This is a genomic window from Tateyamaria omphalii (assembly GCF_014651375.1).
GTDB classification, from domain to species: domain Bacteria; phylum Pseudomonadota; class Alphaproteobacteria; order Rhodobacterales; family Rhodobacteraceae; genus Tateyamaria; species Tateyamaria omphalii.
In genome coordinates this window covers 422,443-439,804 of record NZ_BMWT01000004.1, presented here as the reverse complement: position 1 = coordinate 439,804, position 17,362 = coordinate 422,443, and the positions used below count along the sequence as shown (strand labels likewise).

At 58.0% G+C, this 17,362-nt stretch carries 17 protein-coding genes; 12 read left to right on the top strand and 5 right to left on the bottom strand.

From position 1 onward, the window contains the following. Positions 1-46: 46 nt before the first annotated feature. A complete protein-coding gene (locus IE087_RS16090) occupies positions 47-1,006 on the bottom strand; it encodes an ABC transporter substrate-binding protein (RefSeq protein ID WP_189370378.1) in 960 nt (319 codons plus the stop codon). 21 nt (positions 1,007-1,027) lie between these two features. Continuing rightward, positions 1,028-2,053, bottom strand: coding sequence for a D-cysteate sulfo-lyase (cuyA, locus tag IE087_RS16085; protein WP_189370458.1), 1,026 nt, complete (start codon positions 2,051-2,053; stop codon positions 1,028-1,030). A 190-nt stretch (positions 2,054-2,243) separates the two neighbouring features. Here cuyA and IE087_RS16080 point away from each other — a divergent pair, with 190 nt between their 5' ends. Together IE087_RS16080 and IE087_RS16075 are read left to right on the top strand one after the other, a co-directional pair. After that, entirely contained in the window at positions 2,244-3,203 is a 960-nt protein-coding gene (locus IE087_RS16080) for a LysR family transcriptional regulator (protein WP_189370377.1), read from the top strand. Positions 3,204-3,441: 238 nt separating this feature from the next. Then, complete coding sequence (locus IE087_RS16075) at positions 3,442-6,705, top strand: serine hydrolase (protein ID WP_189370376.1); 3,264 nt, start codon at positions 3,442-3,444, stop codon at positions 6,703-6,705. Positions 6,706-6,724: 19 nt separating this feature from the next. On the opposite strand, the gene IE087_RS16070 is transcribed toward IE087_RS16075, so the two are convergent. The 3 genes from IE087_RS16070 to IE087_RS16060 are packed head-to-tail and all read right to left on the bottom strand — an operon-like array spanning position 6,725 to position 8,584. Continuing rightward, positions 6,725-7,780: a YeeE/YedE family protein gene (locus IE087_RS16070; RefSeq protein ID WP_189370375.1), complete on the bottom strand. Its 1,056-nt coding sequence runs from the start codon at positions 7,778-7,780 to the stop codon at positions 6,725-6,727. Positions 7,781-7,822: 42 nt separating this feature from the next. Next, positions 7,823-8,197: an ArsR/SmtB family transcription factor gene (locus tag IE087_RS16065; RefSeq protein ID WP_189370374.1), complete on the bottom strand. Its 375-nt coding sequence runs from the start codon at positions 8,195-8,197 to the stop codon at positions 7,823-7,825. An 18-nt stretch (positions 8,198-8,215) separates the two neighbouring features. Continuing rightward, entirely contained in the window at positions 8,216-8,584 is a 369-nt protein-coding gene (locus IE087_RS16060) for a thioredoxin fold domain-containing protein (RefSeq protein WP_229801415.1), read from the bottom strand. An 80-nt stretch (positions 8,585-8,664) separates the two neighbouring features. Here IE087_RS16060 and IE087_RS16055 point away from each other — a divergent pair, with 80 nt between their 5' ends. From IE087_RS16055 to IE087_RS16010, 10 genes are all read left to right on the top strand, one after another. Then, positions 8,665-9,405 carry a cytochrome c biogenesis CcdA family protein gene (locus IE087_RS16055; protein ID WP_189370373.1) on the top strand — a complete coding sequence of 247 codons (741 nt, stop codon included), beginning with the start codon at positions 8,665-8,667 and terminating at the stop codon, positions 9,403-9,405. A gap of 15 nt (positions 9,406-9,420) precedes the next feature. After that, positions 9,421-9,981, top strand: a complete 561-nt coding sequence (locus IE087_RS16050; protein WP_189370372.1) for a thioredoxin family protein — start codon at positions 9,421-9,423, stop codon at positions 9,979-9,981. 154 nt (positions 9,982-10,135) lie between these two features. Then, positions 10,136-10,591 carry a sulfur oxidation c-type cytochrome SoxX gene (gene soxX / locus IE087_RS16045; RefSeq protein ID WP_189370371.1) on the top strand — a complete coding sequence of 152 codons (456 nt, stop codon included), beginning with the start codon at positions 10,136-10,138 and terminating at the stop codon, positions 10,589-10,591. 24 nt (positions 10,592-10,615) lie between these two features. Continuing rightward, positions 10,616-11,038: a thiosulfate oxidation carrier protein SoxY gene (soxY, locus tag IE087_RS16040; RefSeq protein WP_189370370.1), complete on the top strand. Its 423-nt coding sequence runs from the start codon at positions 10,616-10,618 to the stop codon at positions 11,036-11,038. A 24-nt stretch (positions 11,039-11,062) separates the two neighbouring features. After that, positions 11,063-11,392, top strand: a complete 330-nt coding sequence (gene soxZ / locus IE087_RS16035) for a thiosulfate oxidation carrier complex protein SoxZ (RefSeq protein WP_189370369.1) — start codon at positions 11,063-11,065, stop codon at positions 11,390-11,392. A 54-nt stretch (positions 11,393-11,446) separates the two neighbouring features. After that, positions 11,447-12,277: a sulfur oxidation c-type cytochrome SoxA gene (soxA, locus tag IE087_RS16030; protein WP_189370368.1), complete on the top strand. Its 831-nt coding sequence runs from the start codon at positions 11,447-11,449 to the stop codon at positions 12,275-12,277. Positions 12,278-12,368: 91 nt separating this feature from the next. After that, entirely contained in the window at positions 12,369-14,069 is a 1,701-nt protein-coding gene (soxB, locus tag IE087_RS16025; RefSeq protein WP_189370367.1) for a thiosulfohydrolase SoxB, read from the top strand. A gap of 18 nt (positions 14,070-14,087) precedes the next feature. After that, positions 14,088-15,350 (top strand): sulfite dehydrogenase, encoded by a 1,263-nt coding sequence (soxC, locus tag IE087_RS16020; protein ID WP_189370366.1) that lies wholly within the window; start codon positions 14,088-14,090, stop codon positions 15,348-15,350. Continuing rightward, positions 15,334-16,644, top strand: coding sequence for a c-type cytochrome (locus IE087_RS16015; RefSeq protein WP_189370365.1), 1,311 nt, complete (start codon positions 15,334-15,336; stop codon positions 16,642-16,644). Before soxC ends, IE087_RS16015 begins: the two co-directional genes overlap by 17 nt. Next, on the top strand, positions 16,641-17,345 hold the full coding sequence (locus IE087_RS16010; protein WP_189370364.1) for a c-type cytochrome: 705 nt from the start codon (positions 16,641-16,643) through the stop codon (positions 17,343-17,345). The genes IE087_RS16015 and IE087_RS16010 overlap by 4 nt, the downstream gene beginning before the upstream one ends. The last annotated feature ends 17 nt before the right edge of the window (positions 17,346-17,362 follow it).

Here is a 17,362-nt window from a genome sequence, read left to right as displayed (position 1 = left end):
ATTAAGCGGGCACCGGCATCAATACCGGCGCCCGACATTGCTTTGCCTAGAGTCCTAGCATTGCGTCGACGCGGTCCGAGTTGGCCTCGACCCAGATCTTGGCAGCTTCTGCCGGATCTTTGCCTTGCGCGCTGATTTCGAAGGCCAACGCACTCACATCATCCGCAGTCACTGCGAAATTGGAGAAGAACTCCGCGATGGCCGGAGATCTGTCAGCCAGTGAATTTGACCAGGCAATTTGAACCTCTTTCAGAGCGTCTTTCGAGGCCACGTTGGACTTTTCGTACCAATCGGCATCATCCGAAGGCTGGATCATGACGTATTTGGCGGGATCGTAGGTTGGCTCGGTCAGCATCTGGACGTCGAACATGAACCAGACGGCGTGCGGCTTGTAGCAATAGAAAGCGTATCCTTCGCCCTTGGCGATGCTATCCTTGATGCGCGCTGTCTTGACGCTTTCCTCGGCGCGGATCGGTTCAACGAAATCAAGAAGTCCGTAGTCACGCGTTTTGACTTCGTTCACGTTGGCCGACGCCCAGCCCGGTGCGCCGATCCACATCTCGCCAAGACCATTGCCGTCACTGTCCATCAGCGCGGCCACGTCCGGGCGGCCCAGATCCGCGATATCGGTGATGTTGTTCGCTTCACCAAAGTCTTTCGTCACGCAGAAGCCCTGGTTGCCCTCATATGGGTTGGAGGACAGTGTCACGGTTCCGGCTTCGTCAACGTATTTCTTGGTGAAGCTTTCCTGGTTCGGGAGCCAAACATCCGGATGGACGTCAATGTCACCTTTGCCCTGATCCATTGCCTGGAAGATGGTTGCGTTGTTGCCGGGCACGTATTCAACGGTCCCGCCGATTCGGGACATGACAATCTCGCCAAGCACGTGGGCAATCGCCTGAGCGCCTGTCCAAGACGGCACGCCGATCTTCACGTCCTCGGCATAGGCCGGAACGGAAAGGGCGACGGTGATCGCAGTCCCGATAAGATAGTTCTTCAACAACATTTCTGAGGTCTCCTTGTTGGTTCAGGTGTCATCCTGGTCTTGATAGCCAGGTAGATCGAATGTGGTGGGGTAGCCGAAAAGCGCGGCGCTGCCGCCAGTATGCAGAAAGACAATGTTATTCATGCCATCAAAGTAACCTTTGCGAATTTGATCAATCAACCCGTCAAGACCTTTTCCTGAATAAACGGGATCGAACAAAAGCCCTTCGGTTTCAGCCAGCAGTTTGATTGCGTCCACCATTCCCGGCGTTGGCAGGCCATAACCTGGACCAACATAATCACAATTCGCACGCACATCGCTGCGCTCTATCGACAGCCCGGTTCCGAGAAAGTCCGCCGTGCGCTGAGCCAGATCAAAAACCATCTGTTCCTGCTTGTCTTGCGGTGCACGCACACCGACCCCCAGGAGGTGGACGCTGCTTTTAAGCGCCGCGAGCCCGACAACCAGCCCCGCCTGTGTGCCGGAACTTCCGGTAGCGTGGACAAGTGCATCGATGCCCAAACCCGCCTTGGCAGCTTGTTCGGTCAGTTCGCGCGCACAGTTCACATATCCCAATGCGCCGATCGGGTTGGAACCTCCGCCGGGTACGACGTAGGGGATCTTGCCATCGCGCAGCACCTGCTCGGCCAGAGTTGTCATCTCGGCGTTCATGTCCGCGCCGCCAGGACGCTTGGATACGGTTGCCCCGTGGAGCCTGTCCAACAAGACATTCCCGTTCAGCACATAGTTTTCGTCCTTCGACCCAGTCCGGTCTTCCAGCAGGATATGACATGCCATTCCCAGTTTGGCGGCCGCAGCTGCGGTCTGCCGAGCGTGGTTGGATTGTGTCGCACCCTGAGTGATGATCGTGTCTGCGCCCTGACGTTGTGCATCGGCCATCAGGAATTCCAGTTTGCGGGTCTTGTTGCCGCCTGAAGACAATCCGGTGCAATCATCGCGTTTGACCCAAATACGTGGCCCCCCGAGATGTTCGCTCAGCCGGTCCATCGGTTCCAGCGGCGTCGGCAAGTGACCCAGCGACACGCGCGGAAACTTGGCCAGTGTGATCGAAAGCTCTTTGCACAGGCTTAGAGACAGGTCTGCACGCACATGTGCGCCGTGTTGTGCAAGATCATCAGTCTGCGTCACGTTTTTCCTCCATGCAAGATCACCCCAAGCGTTTCGGAAGGTGGGAGCAAAAAATAATGCTTTTTGCTTAGCCTACCCATATAAAATGTTTTGGCAGGGGGAGATTTTCATGGATTTGCGATGGATCGACGACGTTCTGACGCTGCTTGAGGAAGGCAATCTGACCCGCGCAGCAGAACGCAGGAATGTAACGCAGCCGGCGTTTTCACGCCGTATTCGGGCGTTTGAGCATTGGCTGGGTGCAGTGATCATTGAGCGTCAGACCAATCGGATCGAGACCAGTGACGCGCTGAAAGCCAGCGAACCGGAAATTCGCGCAATTGCATCGCAACTCAGAGAGTTGCGCACAAAAGTGGCACAGTATGAACCCATGCGAACGACCGTTTCACTTGCGGCACAGCATGCACCGATCCAATCGGTGTTTCCCGATCTTGCGCTTCGAGCGCGGGAAACCTTTCCAAAAGTGAGTTTCCGTCTGCGGGCTGGCAATCTGAGTGATTGTGTGTCTCACTTTTTACGCGGCGACGTGTCGCTTTTGCTTTGCTACGAAGCCGAGAAGACGCAGCCAATGGCCTTTGGCGACCATGTCAGACGCGGTCTGTGTGGCGCGGAAGTTTTGGTGCCGGTCGTCGGTGGTGCGCTTCGGTTTGCCGTGAAGGACAACGGCAGTGTGCCCAGCGACACGCCCGCCATTGCGTATCCTCCTGACAGCTTCTTTGGCGAGGTTCTTCGAACAGCGGACCGCCCATTCGCCACAGCAGATATGTCAGAAAACACGGCCTGTCTGACAGCCTTTTCCAGCGGAATCCTTGAGATGGCTGCCAAAGGCTACGGTGTTGGTTGGGTGCCGTTCAGCATGGCCTATCGAGAACTGGAGGCAGGCAACCTAATCTCACTGGCCAACAGGCTTGGGCAGGTTCAACTGGATGTCGTGCTATATGCTGACGTCAAGTCGGACACCGCAGCCGCCTTGTTGAATTTCTGGACAAGGTATGCCACCGCAGCCCGGTTGCCGGACCAGATTTTCGGGACCGTTTCACCTGCCAGGGCCGGGTTTTACGACGCTTGAACGACAAGATTGGCCTCCGGCGTTTTGCGAGCCTCCTGCACCGGACCTCTGCCACTTTCCGCCGAAGCACGCCCCTGTGCAGCACGACCACAGATTTTTGCCCGCAGTTATGGTATGGTTCAGAATATTTTATTTTTAGGTGCAAGTTATGTTTTCAATCCATTTTCCAGCGGTTTCGCTGTCTATTACCTGTTGTTTGATTGCCTTTTCGTTTCGCGCATCTGCGCAAGAAGGCCTGTTGCTTCCCGGAAGTTTCCCGCCGCCAGCCGCCGTCACTGCGGGATGTGCGACATTCGGCAACAGGATCGTTTACCCAAATGTCTCGGAATCCGACCTGAGCGAAGTACGCAGTACGCTTGAAGCCAATGCGACGCGCCCGGTGTCGATCAGTGCCGTAACCGATCCGGATACCGGCGAACCCGTATTTGACATTATTGCCGTCGCAGACGAATTCGGGGCCGCGTTTCTGTGGGGATTTTCCACAGGGCTCACCCGCGCTGATGTGACATCGACGATTTCAATCGTTCCCGGGCGGCGCCTGTCTGCCATCGATGCCTATCTTGGGACAGATGGGACGACGCGCTATGCAATCACCTGGGTGAACGACGGGCTCACTGCTGAATTCTCTGTCGGTGTGACCAGATCCACCTTGCAGGATGACGATGAAACACACCGGAATGCAGGGCACCGTCCAGTCTGGATTGACGGATTCCACAATGGCGACAACACGCGTTACTCTGCGATCTGGGTTGATGATGGCATCACCGCAGAGATGGATCTGCGACCGCTTGATCCCGATGCGGCCACAGATGCGTGGGAAGATCGAACGGACGAAGGGCAGCGCATGCTGCGCATGACGCAGTTCGAAGTGAACATAGACGGCGACAGCAACAATACCGAAACCCGACGCATGTCGGTCTGGCAAACGGACAACCCAACTTGCGATGGTCGCCCATGGGCCGCGTTTACGGCAGACAGCCCGGTGACGTTCGAAACAACACTGGTGGCGCAAATGGTGAGACCCACCCGCCATTTCATAAATGACCGTGAGATCGAAGTGGATCTCGATGATCTTCCCGGGCTGTTGTCGGTGGGGCATCTTCAGGCAAGCGACAACGCGGACTTGTTACGCATCATACCGCAAGGCACGCCTGCTGATGGCACAATTGCTATACTACAGCTTGCGGCACCCGGCAGGGTGTCCCTGCTGGACGTTCATTTGCCGACATTCGAACCCGAGAACCCGCCGCCGGGGCTGGCGGACATTCTGGACGGGAACATCAGGCTGCGTCGCTGGAACGTGGGCGGAGGTGTCTCCAACACGGATGTCGACAACGACGATGCCTGTCGCTTTAACGCCCTGTTGTCGGGGTGCACCGGTCAGACCATGCGACTGACCCAGTTTCACAATCGCATTGCCCTTGCATGGGACGCGACCGAAGAGGTGTGGCGAGAGATAAAACGCGAGGGCTTTCTTCCGGATCGGTACGCACCACTGGCCACGGATGCGCACCTCGACAACGGGAACAAACGGATCAGCAGCACATGGGTGGGTCAGGACGCACGGTTTTCCAGAACAGAAGACTTGGAGCCCGAGAACGGCGGAAGCGCCAGCGACGTTGCTCTGCATAACGCCCTTCCTGATTTTGACTCTGCGATCCTCGCGCATATGCGCGGGCGGCGGATTCCGCATGCGACCCTTGCCATTGCCGTTGACGGGCGTGTTTTGACCGCACGGCGGTATTCGATGGTTCCGGAAAACTTCCTTGCAGACACGACAGTGCGCCCGGACACCCCTTTTCACATTGCAAGCATTTCAAAACCCATCACCGCGTTGGCTATCATACGTTTGGTTGACACTGGGGCGCTTGATCTGGAAATGCCGCTCACCGACGTGCCGGGTGTGTCTGACCTGATTGGCACCAATTGGGCGAATATCGACATCTCGCAACTTACGACGCGGATGCTGTTGTATCACATTGGGGGATGGGACCGAGGCATTGATCAGGAAATCAGCCTGAGCCGCGATTTCGAGATTTGCGATCTCATGTCCTCTGAACTTCCTGCCGACATGGCGGGGATGTTCGCGCTTGCCCAGCAAGAACCGGTGGCATGGGAACCGGGTGTCAAACACGCTTACTCCAATTTCGGCTACACCATTCTAGGCCGTGTGATCGAAGCCGTAACCGGGCAAAGCTATGAAGAATTCGTGCTTGAGCACATTCTGCCGCCGGAAATCAGCGCCCGCTACGCAATGGCACCCAGCCGCTTTCCACTTGCCAACGAGGAACCGGTTGACGTGTTTCTGGGCTACGATGTGCGCAACCCGCTGGTCACCTCGGTCATGGGGGTACCGCCGCTTCAGACACATCCCCTGAGAGAGGGGTGCAACAGCACTCATGCGGATCGCCATCTTCGAACCAGCGGGCTTTACAACACCGGTTTGATGGACTCGCACGGAGGCTGGATCGCCGATACGCTTGCGACGGCGCGCCTGTTTTCCCAAGTCCCGAATTTGATGAGCGAGAACGCCTTTCGACAGATGGTTGCCCGCCCGGTGGGGCGCGAAACCCGCATCTATCAGCAAACCGAACCGGGCAATCCAAACATTGACCACACTTATCAACTGGCGCGCGGTCGACATCCAAGCGGCACCTCGGGGCTGGACCTGTCCACCATTCCAACCGGCACGCGCGTTTTTGTCGGACTGGGGTACAACACGTTCGACAGCATCGACATTGAACTTGCCGCTCCGGCGACCGGAGGGCCCATCCCGATCACGGCCAGCTATTCCGGTCCCGGAAACGCGCTGCTGTCGCTCGAGATCACAGATGATGGCACCCAAGGGTTGACCCAGAACGGCACCATAACGTTCGACATGCCGTCCGACTGGTCAGCACAAGCCCGTGACGGCGAAACCCAGTCCCGGTTCTGGGTCATCCTCCGGTTCGGCGATGTGCCGGGCACAACACCTGTACTCGATCGGGTGTCGGTGGGCGGCCATGTCCGGCGGGCGATGGCGTTTGCCACGTCACCCAGCACATGGACATTGGACGTAACGAACCTGTCTGCCCCGATCCCACTGTTCGAAATTGTGGGCGCGGTCAGTCAGGCCTCTGCCAATGTCACGGCGTTGACCAGTGCGTCCGGCAGCTCGACCCTGACACTCCAAGGAAAGGGACAAGGGTCGTTCCTGCCGGGTGAAGCGCTAGGCACAGTCGGACCAAATGATCCCGCCTTTGTCGAAATCGGGCGTGTTGGCGACAGTCGGGAATGGCCCGTGGTCGTTGATTTGGAACATGGTGGTGCCTTGCCCGGCGTCGATACGTTGGCACGCCGTCGTGGCGACGGAATCTCCTGGGCGCTGTTCTTTGCGCAGGGCGCGTCCTCTACGCCATTTTATATCCCGCGCGGGCGCGACCTGCTAGAAGAGGTAATTGATGATTTGATCGACATGGTGCCGCCAAACGCGTGGCCGGGCTGGGACATCGCACCTGACTGAGTTCGGACCAGACCGGCACTCATTCGGCGGGAGAAAAGCCGGCGATGAGCTGCTTCAGGCCGATGCTTGCGCCCAGGAAGATCGCGATAAACGCAACGGGCGCGCTGAATGCAAGCGTTGAAAACGCGGAAATACCCTGTCCAACGCTGCATCCAACGGCAAGAATTGCACCGGGCCCCATGATGGCGGCCCCGGCGATCTGCCGTTTTAACTCTCGCGGGTCTTCGCACGCCTCCCAGCGAAAGTGACCCTTCGAGTATGACCCGAGGGCTGCGCCGATCATCACGCCGACGACCGAGCCAACACTGAATGAGAGCGTGTTTCCAGACGCTGTCATCACGTAAATGATCGTGTCACCAATGGGGGCCACGAAACTGTGCGTTTCAATCGGTTCCGGTTCGAACCCTGTCATGGCCACCCAATACGTGCCGATCCAACCCGAAAGGATCGCCAGACCGACAACGCAGCCCCACAGAATGTGTTTTGCAGATCGGCGCATGTCAGCGCTGCCCAAGCCGACAGCAACAATCAGCGCGCCGATCACCAGACCGGTCACAAGTGGCGAAACGCCAAAATATGCATCTGCCAACTGACTGAAACCTTGGGGCTTGGTGGCACCTGTTTCGACCGGGAAAACCCATACGCGCGCGTGCGCCAACGGGCCCGACATAACAAAATAAGCGGATAACCCCATAACGATGACAATTACAAAAGACCGCAGGTCTCCGCCCCCAAGCCGGGCCAATGCGCCATAGCCACAATTCCCGCTAAGGGCCATGCCGTAGCCAAACATAAGGCCCCCGACAATTGTGCCAGCCGGGTTCCAGACCCTGTCCAGATAAGCCGACTGCGATGCATCAAACCCGTCCAGTGCCATGGTCACATGGGTGCCGATGATGGCCACGCCAATGGCCAGAGCCCACATACGCATGCGTCTATCGTCAGACCCGTAAAGAACATCTTCGATCGCGCCAAGCGTACAAAACCGACCAATGCGCGCGGCAAGACCAAGGGCGATACCGCCCAATAGACCAATCAGCGCAACAGTGTTGGCTTCACCAAGCAGTTCCAGCATATCGGCTTCCTCTCGAAGACCGATTGTTGGCGAGGCAACCGGTCAGTCTTCGTCCCTGCAAAACAGGTCGTAGACGACTTCCATGATTTGCCTGGGCCGGTCATCTGTCAAGCTGTAGTAGATCGCCTTGCCATCACGGCGGGGTTTGACCAGCCCTTCGAGGCGCAAGCGGGACAGCTGTTGGGACACGGCGGCTTGGCGCGCAGATAGCAGATCTTCAAGCTCGGTCACCGATTTCTCACCGGAGGCCAGATGACACAGGATCATCAAACGCCCCTCGTGGCTGATCGCCTTGAGAAAATTGGATGCGGCTTGCGCATTGCGCATCATCTTGTCCATGTCTTCCTGACACATATCCGCGTCGAAGACTGGAAGTCGTGAAGGCGTGCTCGCCTGTGTGTCCGTTTCCGTTGACATATCCAGCGACTTATCGATTTATCCACTTTTTTCCAAGGGGATGTTCGCGCGCTCGAACATCATTGTGAGAAGGCTCCAGAAGAATTCATCTCCCGGATAACCTTCGATCCGGCCGACTTCGGCGCCGTCTTGCACCAGCACGAACGTCGGGGTGAAATGCACGCGCTTCTCAAACACAACATCAGGTGTTTCGCTATGCAGATCATAGCGTTGCAGCGGGGCGACCTGCCCTTCGGTTGTCTTGGGGTAAATGTGCGCGATTTCTTCATTCCATTTGGCGCACCAGTAACAGCCATCTTCTTCCGCCATGAGCAGATAGGTCTGGGCCGATGCCCCCAAGGACAGCCATGACAATGCCAGGACACACAGAATGCGCAGTCGCGTCACGCCACTACTCCGATTGACGTCGTTTCACATCTTATCATAATCTAATTCTTGAATATCTCAAGACAAGGAGCCGCCTGAACATGTTCGATGTGACTATTTTGGGCGCCTTGGTCGCGGGACTGCTGTCTTTTCTGTCACCATGTATACTGCCGATTGTGCCCTTCTATCTCAGCTACCTCGCAGGTGTCGGGATGAACCAGATCTCGGCAGAGGCAGAGATTTCGCACGACGTTAGGATTCGTGCGTTTTTGGCAGCCTGCTGCTTTTCGTTAGGTGTCATTACGGTTTTCATGGGTCTTGGTGCAACAGCAACTGCATTCGGACAGATGGTGCGCGAGTATTTTGATCTGCTGCGGTGGATTGCGGCCGCCATCATCATCGCGATGGGGTTGCATTTCCTTGGTGTGATCCGCATCGGCTTTCTCTACCGTCAATTCCGTGCAGATGCTGGGAACACATCGAATGTCGGTTTGATCGGCGCGTTTGTCATTGGTCTTGCCTTTGCCTTTGGATGGACGCCCTGTGTTGGTCCCGTACTTGCCGCCATACTGTTCACTGCGGCGGGTCAGGACACCGCCAGCCAGGGGGCGAGCCTGTTGTTTGTCTACGGTTTGGGCATGACCCTGCCCTTTATCGCGGCGGCATTGTTCATTGGACCCTTTATGGCATGGATGGCCCGGTTCCGCCGTCATCTTGGCCTGATCGAAAAGGCGATGGGCGCCCTGCTGATCCTGTTCGGCGTTCTGATCGCCACCAATTCCATCAATTACATCGCGCAATGGATGCTGGAGCACATCCCGTGGTTCAGCACCGTTGGGTAATTTCGGGAGGATACAATGCTTCGACTGATTACTTTATTGACTGCATTTTGGCTGGTGTTGCCAGCAACTGCCGCTGAACTTGGCGACGATGGATTGCACAAGACACCGTGGATGCGTGACACGTTCAAGGACCTGACCGAAGATCTTGAAGAAGCCAATTCTGAAGGCAAGCGCCTGATGATCATGGTCGAGCAACGCGGCTGCATTTATTGCACCAAGATGCATGAAGAAGTGTTCGTGATCCCTGAAATCGAGCAATTCATCCAGGATAACTTCTTTGTCGTTCAGATCAACATGTTCGGTGACATCGAGGTAACCGATTTTGATGGCACCGCCTTGCCCGAAAAGGACATGGTCAAACGGTGGGGAGCCTTGTTCACACCAAGCATCTACTTTTTTCCGGAAGAGGTTAGCGACGACGTCATGGCGACCCAGGCCGCGGTCGCCAATATGCCCGGGGCGTTTGGGCGCTGGACCACTTTCAATATGCTCAACTGGGTGGTTGAGAAGGGATATGACGGCGATGAGCCTTTCCAGAAGTACCACGCTCGAAAATTTGAAGAACAAAAGGGGTGACCCTTCCTCCGCGTGTGCGAAGCAATCCTGCCAAGCTTTCTGCAGTTCCGAACAAATACAAAAATTCAAGTAGTTGAATTTGATATTGCGTGATTGCGAATGTGTACAGTAGTGTGCCGTCAACCAAGGTAAAGAATCGACCTAGGGAGGGCACATGAAATACGTACTGGGAGGAGCGTTCGCCGTGGCAATGACTGCGTCGGCTGCTTTTGCGGAAGAAATCAAACCAACGGCTGTATCTTTTGTGGATGGTACGGTTGAGCAGTCCTTGACGGGGCAAGCCGGCGATCCAGCAGAGGGGCGCAAGGTTTTTGCAAACCGTAAGCAGGGGAATTGCCTTGCGTGCCACACGAACGCCGATCTGGCCGAAGAAAGCTTTCACGGTGAGGTCGGCCCGCCCATGGACGGCGTCGCCGATCGTTGGAACGAAGCCGAACTGCGTGGCATCGTGACCAACTCGAAAATGATGTTCGAAGGGACAATCATGCCAGCCTTCTATGTCGACAAAGGCTACGAGCGCCCGCTCGAAGACTTTGCAGGCAAGAGTATCCTGACCGCTCAGCAGGTCGAAGACGTGGTCGCGTATCTGCTGACGCTCAAAGAGCAATAATTTCCTGATCCGAGGAGACGAAAAATGAAACTGACAAGGCGCAATCTGCTGATCCTCAGCTCGGCAAGCGCAGCGGCAACGGCAATGGGGTCGCTGCCCGCTTTTGCCTCGCTGACCGATGATGCAATCGCGGAACTGACCGGTGGCGCGGAACTTGGCGAGGGTGCCATCACCCTTACTGCCCCCGAGATCGCGGAGAACGGCAACACGGTTCCAATCGAAGTGAGCGCACCCGGCGCGGTTGCCATCACGCTTTTTGCGGATGGAAACCCAGTTCCAAACGTGGCGACCTTCAACTTCGGCCCGCTCAGCGCATCGCGCAGCGCCTCCACCCGCATTCGTCTGGCCACCACCCAGAACGTCGTCGCCATCGCAAAGATGGAAGACGGCTCGTTCCAGAAGGCATCGGCCAATGTGAAAGTGACCATCGGCGGCTGCGGCGGCTGATCAGACAAGACGAGGAGAGAAAACATGGCATCCGGTGTAAAACCCCGCGTCAAGGTCCCCAAAACCGCAGCAACCGGCGATACGATCACGATCAAGACCCTGATCAGCCACAAGATGGAAAGCGGTCAGCGCAAGGACGATGACGGCAACGTCATTCCCCGGTCGATCATCAATCGTTTTACGGCAGACTTTAACGGTCAGAACGTCATCGACGTGACGTTGGAGCCTGCGATTTCGACCAACCCCTACTTCCAGTTCGAGGCCGTTGTGCCCGAGTCCGGAGAGTTCACATTCACATGGTACGATGACGACGGCGACGTCTACGAAACCAGCAAGAAGATCGAAGCCTCCTGAAAAAGGAGGCACGATCCAGCCAGGCCCCAACGGGGTCACCCAGGGAGGGATAATATGAACTTGAAACCTTGGATTGCAGTTCTTGTTGCTGGCGTCGCAGGCGCGGCGTCTGCACAGGACAGCAACACACTCAGTATCGATGGTGAACCCATGGTGACCGAAGTCGCGGCTCCGGCACATGTCGAAAACCTCGACACGATCTACTCCGGTTGGCGGTTCCGTTCTGCCGAAACCCAGGCGTTGGAGACAGACGATTTCGACAACCCCGCCTTCGTGTTTGTCGACCAGGGCATTGACCTTTTCGACAAGGTGGACGGCACCGAGAACAAGGCCTGTTCGTCATGCCATGAAAACGTTGAGGATTTTGCCGGTCTGCGCACCCAACTTCCGCGTGTTCAGGATGGTGAATTGGTCACCATGGAAAACCTGATCAACGATTGCCGGACCGAGCGCATGGGCGCAGAGCCGTGGAAATGGTCAAAGGGTCCGATGACGGCAATGACGGCGCTGATCGGATTGCAATCCCGCGGTATGCCGATGAACGTGACCATTGATGGTGAAGCCGCTCCGTTCTGGGAGCAGGGCAAAGAGCTTTATTACACTCGCGTGGGCCAACTAGACATGTCGTGCTCGAATTGTCACGAGGACAACTACGGCGTGATGATCCGGGCGGACCACCTGAGCCAGGGCCAGATCAACGGCTTTCCGACATACCGCCTGAAAAACGCCAAGCTGAACTCGATCCACGGGCGCTTTAAGGGCTGCATGAAGAACATCCGCGCCACCCCGTTTGCCGAGGGCGGCGACGAGTTCAAGGCACTTGAACTGTATCTCGCATCGCGTGGCGAAGGCCTGTCGGTCGAAACACCGTCGGTGCGCAACTAATCCAGTCTTGGGCCTGGCGTCTCGCGGCGCGGGGCTTTTTCTTAGCGTATAAATTCAAACATACGCATATGTATATAGGGATAGATCACAGATGATCTCGCGGCGTGATTTTCTGCAGGTGGGCATGGCGGCCGCCGCCCTTTTGGGCACATCGGGCTTCGGCAACTGGGCGCGACTGGCGGCACAACAAAAGCTGACGCAGAACCAGCTTTTGCAGTTCGACACCTTCGGCAACGTGTCCCTCATCCACGTCACGGACATCCACGCGCAGCTGAAGCCCATCTATTTCCGCGAACCGTCTATCAACATCGGCGTAGGCGGCAACAAGGGTGCTGTACCGCACGTGACAGGCACCGACTTCCGCAAGCTCTACGGCATCGAAGACGGCAGCCCTAGCCACTACGCGCTGTCTTCCGGCGACTTCTCTGCCCTCGCGCAAGGCTACGGCCGCGTCGGCGGCATGGACCGGGTCGCCACGGTGATCAAGGCGATCCGCGCCGACCGCCCCGACGCGATCCTGCTCGACGGCGGCGACACGTGGCACGGCTCCTACACCTGCCTCAAGACGCAAGGGCAAGACATGGTCAATGTCATGAACGCACTCGAACCCGACGCCATGACCTTCCACTGGGAATTCACCCTCGGCTCCGACCGTGTGAACGAGTTGGTCGAAAACCTGCCCTTCGCCGCCCTCGGCCAAAACATCTTTGACGTCGAATGGGACGAACCGACCGACCTCTTCCCGCCCTACAAAATGTTCGAACGCGGCGGCACCAAGATCGCGGTCATTGGCCAAGCGTTCCCTTACATGCCCATCGCCAACCCCGGCTGGATGTTCCCCGAATACGCTTTTGGTATCCGGGACGAGAACATGCAGGCCATGGTGGACGAGGTGCGTGCCGCGGGCGCGGAATGCGTCGTTGTGCTCAGCCACAACGGCTTTGACGTCGACAAGAAAATGGCCACGGTCGTGACGGGCATAGACGTGATCCTGTCGGGCCACACCCATGACGCGCTGCCCGAACCCGTGGTGTCGGGCGAGACGCTGATCTTCCCGTCAGGCTCCAACGGCAAGTTTGTCACCCGCATAGACCTTGATATCCGCGATGGGCGCGTGCTGGGCTACAAGTCCAAGCTGATCCCGATCTTTTCCGACGTGATCACGCCCGACGAGGACATGACCACACTGATCGACGCCCAGCGCGCACCGTTTGAGGCGGAATTGTCCGAAGTGATCGGCCAGACCGACAGCCTGCTCTACCGGCGCGGCAACTTCAACGGTACATGGGACGACCTGATCTGCGATGCGCTGCTCAGCGAACGGGATGCCGAGATCGCGCTGAGCCCTGGCGTGCGTTGGGGGCCGTCTCTGATCCCGGGTCAGGACATCACGCGCGAAGACATCTTCAATGTGACCTCCATGACCTACGGCAAAGCCTATCGCACGGAAATGACCGGCGAATTCCTGAAGGTTGTGCTGGAAGACGTCGCTGACAACATCTTCAACCCCGACCCCTATTACCAGCAAGGCGGCGACATGGTGCGCACCGGTGGGCTTGGCTACCACATTGATGTGAGCCAACCGCAAGGCAGCCGGATCAGCAACATGACATTGCTCAGGACGGGCGAGGCGATTGATCCGGCGCGGTCTTACGTGGTCGCCGGCTGGGCATCCGTCAACGAGGACACCGAGGGCCCGCAGATCTGGGACGTGGTTGAAAACCACATCGCCAAAATGGGCACCGTCTCGGTCAATCAAGACAACAACAGTGTCGTCGTCACAGGCGTTTAACGAGGAGACACCGAACCCATGGATGACATGTTCAAACCATCCCGCCGGGCTTTCCTTCGCGGCTCTGCTGCAGTAGCGGCGGGCAGTGTCGCGGGGGGCGCATCTGCGAGCGGACCCGATCCATTGATCACCGAATTGCAGGACTGGGCCAGTTATACAGGCGTGGGTGTCGATGAAACACCCTATGGCATGCCGATCAGCTTCGAGAGCCACGTGGTGCGCCGCAATGTGGAATGGCTGACCGCCTCCCCCATCTCGTCCATCAACTTCACGCCCATCCACGCGCTCGACGGCACGATCACGCCGCAAGGTTGCGCGTTCGAACGGCACCATTCGGGCGCGATCGAGCTGTCGAAACCCGACTACCGTCTGATGATCAACGGTCTTGTCGATCAGCCCTTGGTCTTCACCTATGACGACCTGATGCGTTTCCCACGCGAAAACCACATCTATTTTTGCGAATGCGCGGCGAACACCGGCATGGAGTGGGCAGGCGCGCAGCTCAACGGCGTACAGTTCACCCATGGCATGATCCACAACATGGAATACACCGGCGTTCCCCTGCGGTCCCTGCTGCAAGAGGCGGGCACGGACATCAGCGCCGACAAATGGGTTTACGTGGAGGGTGCCGACGCCTCCTCAAACGGCCGCTCGATCCCGATGGAGAAAGCGCTCGACGACGTGCTTGTCGCCTTCAAGGCCAATGGCGAGGCGCTGCGCATGGAACACGGCTACCCCGTCCGCCTCGTCGTGCCGGGTTGGGAAGGCAACATGTGGGTCAAGTGGCTGCGCCGCATCGAAGTGACTGACATGGCCGTGGAAAGCCGCGAGGAGACTTCGAAATACACCGATGTGCTGGAAGACGGTACCGCCCGCAAATGGACATGGGAGATGGACGCCAAATCCGTCATCACCTCCCCCAGCCCCCAAATGCCAATCACCCATGGCAAAGGACCTCTCGTTATCTCGGGCCTCGCGTGGTCCGGCCATGGTAAGATCACGCGTGTAGACGTGTCGAAAGACGGCGGCATCACGTGGGAAACCGCCCGTCTGGGTAAGCAGGGCGACACCAAGGCGCTCACCCGCTTCTACCTCGATATGGATTGGGACGGCGCGCCGATGCTGCTGCAATCCCGTGCCATGGACGACACCGGATATGTCCAGCCGACCAAGGCGCAGCTGCGCGAAAAGCGGGGCGAGAACTCCGTCTATCACAACAACTGTATCCAGACCTGGTACGTGAACGCTGAAGGGATCGCCGAGAATGTCGAAGTCTCCTAACCTCCTCCTCCCCGCGCTCGGGGCCACGGCACTGGTTCTGGGCGTCGCCTTTGGCGTGATGAACCGCGACTATGCTGCCGACAAGATCGAGATGCTGGAAACCCGCGTGGCGCAAAGCACGGAAAACGCCAGCACCGCAGCGGACAAGGCAACAGCCGCAGCGACCCGCGCCGCCGAACTGGAGGCAAAGGTAGCCGAAATCCAAGCCAAAGCAAAGGAACAGCTTCTGACCGCCAATGCCACCCAACCAGCGCCGCAGATGGATGAGCGCTATGGCCTTGGTCGGGCCGCGCACCCCGAGGAAATCGCAGCCTGGGATGTTGACGTCCTGCCCGACGGGCGTGGTTTGCCCGAAGGCAGCGGCAATGTCTGGACAGGCGAGGAGGTCTATGTCGAAAACTGCGCTTCCTGCCACGGTGATTTTGCCGAGGGGGTCGACAACTGGCCCGTACTTGCGGGTGGTTTCGACACGCTGGGCGACAAGGACCCGGTCAAGACAGTGGGCAGCTATTGGCCGTACCTGTCGACCGTGTGGGATTACGTCCACCGCTCCATGCCCTTCGGCGCGGCGGGCACGCTGACGCCCGACGACACCTACGCCATCGTCGCCTACATTCTCTATTCCAACGACCTCGTGGACGATGATTTCGTGCTCAGCCGCGAAACGTTCCTTGATGTGCCCATGCACAACGCCGATGGCTTCATCGTCGATGACCGGGTCGAACAAGAATACGCCAAATGGCGGACTGAACCCTGTATGGAAAACTGCAAGGAAGAGGTTGCAGTCACCATGCGCTCGGTTTTCCTCGTCGAAACCCCGCCGGAGGGTGGCTCCAACTCCGTCATGAACCACGCGAGAACGGTTGACGACCTGCCGACCTTTTCGGCAAGCGGCCCATCCTTCATCCCCGAAGCAGCCCCCAAACCCGCCGCCCCTGCCCCGACGGTCACCAAGGCAGCTGTAAATGACGACGACGCGCTGTTGGCGCACGGTAAAAAGGTCTTCCGCAAATGCTCTGCCTGCCACGCGGTCGGCGACGGGGCCAAACACAAGTCCGGGCCCCAACTCAACGGCGTTATGGGCCGTGCCATCGGCTCGGCCGACGGCTTCAAGTATTCGAGCGTTTTCCAAGAGGCCAATGCCGAAGGCCGCACATGGACCGCCGAAGAACTCGCCGCCTTCCTCGCCAAACCCAAGGCGTACATGAAAGGCACCAAGATGGCCTTTGCCGGTCTGAAAAAGGAAGAAGACCTGACGGCCATCACCGCCTATCTTGAAAGCTTTGCTGAGTGAAGACGGTCGCCACATATCTCGCAGCGGCGACCCTGGCCGCCCTGCCCGCCCCCGCCCTAGCCGAAGCCGGTGACGTGGAAAAAGGCGAAAAACTGTTCCAGCAGTGCAAAGGCTGCCACCAGATCGGCGCCGGGGCCACGAACCGCAGCGGCCCGCATCTCAATGGGCTGTTCGGGCGCAAGGCGGCTGGTCTGGACGACTTCCGCTACTCCAAAAGTTTCCAGCGCGCAGGGGTCGGTGGCCTCGAATGGCACGCCGAAACGTTGGACACCTTCCTCGAAAACCCGCGCGCAATGACCAGCGGCACACGGATGAGTTTTCGTGGTGTGAAGAAGGCCGAAGATCGCACTCACCTGATTGCATTCCTGAGACAGTTTTCCGACGACCCGGCAAACATCCCGGAGGCAGACCCAACAGCACAAGGCATCGACCACGATCTTGACCCGGCCATCCTCGCCCTCGTGGGCGACCCGGAATACGGCGCGTATCTCAGCGGCGAATGCACCACCTGCCACCAGGCGGCGGGCAGCGATGACGGCATCCCGTCTATCACGCTCTGGCCCGAGGATCAGTTCGTCGTCGCCATGCACGCCTACAAAAGCAAAAAGCGCAACCACCCGGTCATGCAAATGATTGCGGGGCGGCTGGGCGACGAAGAGATCGCGGCGCTGGCCGCGTATTTTAAAGACCTCGAAAACTGAGGCGCATTGGGAGGAGA

What these genes read in the sequence shown, in the direction of transcription:
- IE087_RS16090 (WP_189370378.1), bottom strand. Translation starts at nt 1,006, where the DNA reads ATGTTGTTGAAGAACTATCTTATCGGGACTGCGATCACCGTCGCCCTT.
- IE087_RS16080 (WP_189370377.1), top strand. Translation starts at nt 2,244, where the DNA reads ATGGATTTGCGATGGATCGACGACGTTCTGACGCTGCTTGAGGAAGGC.
- IE087_RS16070 (WP_189370375.1), bottom strand. Translation starts at nt 7,780, where the DNA reads ATGCTGGAACTGCTTGGTGAAGCCAACACTGTTGCGCTGATTGGTCTA.
- IE087_RS16065 (WP_189370374.1), bottom strand. Translation starts at nt 8,197, where the DNA reads ATGTCAACGGAAACGGACACACAGGCGAGCACGCCTTCACGACTTCCA.
- IE087_RS16055 (WP_189370373.1), top strand. Translation starts at nt 8,665, where the DNA reads ATGTTCGATGTGACTATTTTGGGCGCCTTGGTCGCGGGACTGCTGTCT.
- IE087_RS16050 (WP_189370372.1), top strand. Translation starts at nt 9,421, where the DNA reads ATGCTTCGACTGATTACTTTATTGACTGCATTTTGGCTGGTGTTGCCA.
- soxX (WP_189370371.1), top strand. Translation starts at nt 10,136, where the DNA reads ATGAAATACGTACTGGGAGGAGCGTTCGCCGTGGCAATGACTGCGTCG.
- soxY (WP_189370370.1), top strand. Translation starts at nt 10,616, where the DNA reads ATGAAACTGACAAGGCGCAATCTGCTGATCCTCAGCTCGGCAAGCGCA.
- soxZ (WP_189370369.1), top strand. Translation starts at nt 11,063, where the DNA reads ATGGCATCCGGTGTAAAACCCCGCGTCAAGGTCCCCAAAACCGCAGCA.
- soxA (WP_189370368.1), top strand. Translation starts at nt 11,447, where the DNA reads ATGAACTTGAAACCTTGGATTGCAGTTCTTGTTGCTGGCGTCGCAGGC.
- soxB (WP_189370367.1), top strand. Translation starts at nt 12,369, where the DNA reads ATGATCTCGCGGCGTGATTTTCTGCAGGTGGGCATGGCGGCCGCCGCC.
- soxC (WP_189370366.1), top strand. Translation starts at nt 14,088, where the DNA reads ATGGATGACATGTTCAAACCATCCCGCCGGGCTTTCCTTCGCGGCTCT.
- IE087_RS16015 (WP_189370365.1), top strand. Translation starts at nt 15,334, where the DNA reads ATGTCGAAGTCTCCTAACCTCCTCCTCCCCGCGCTCGGGGCCACGGCA.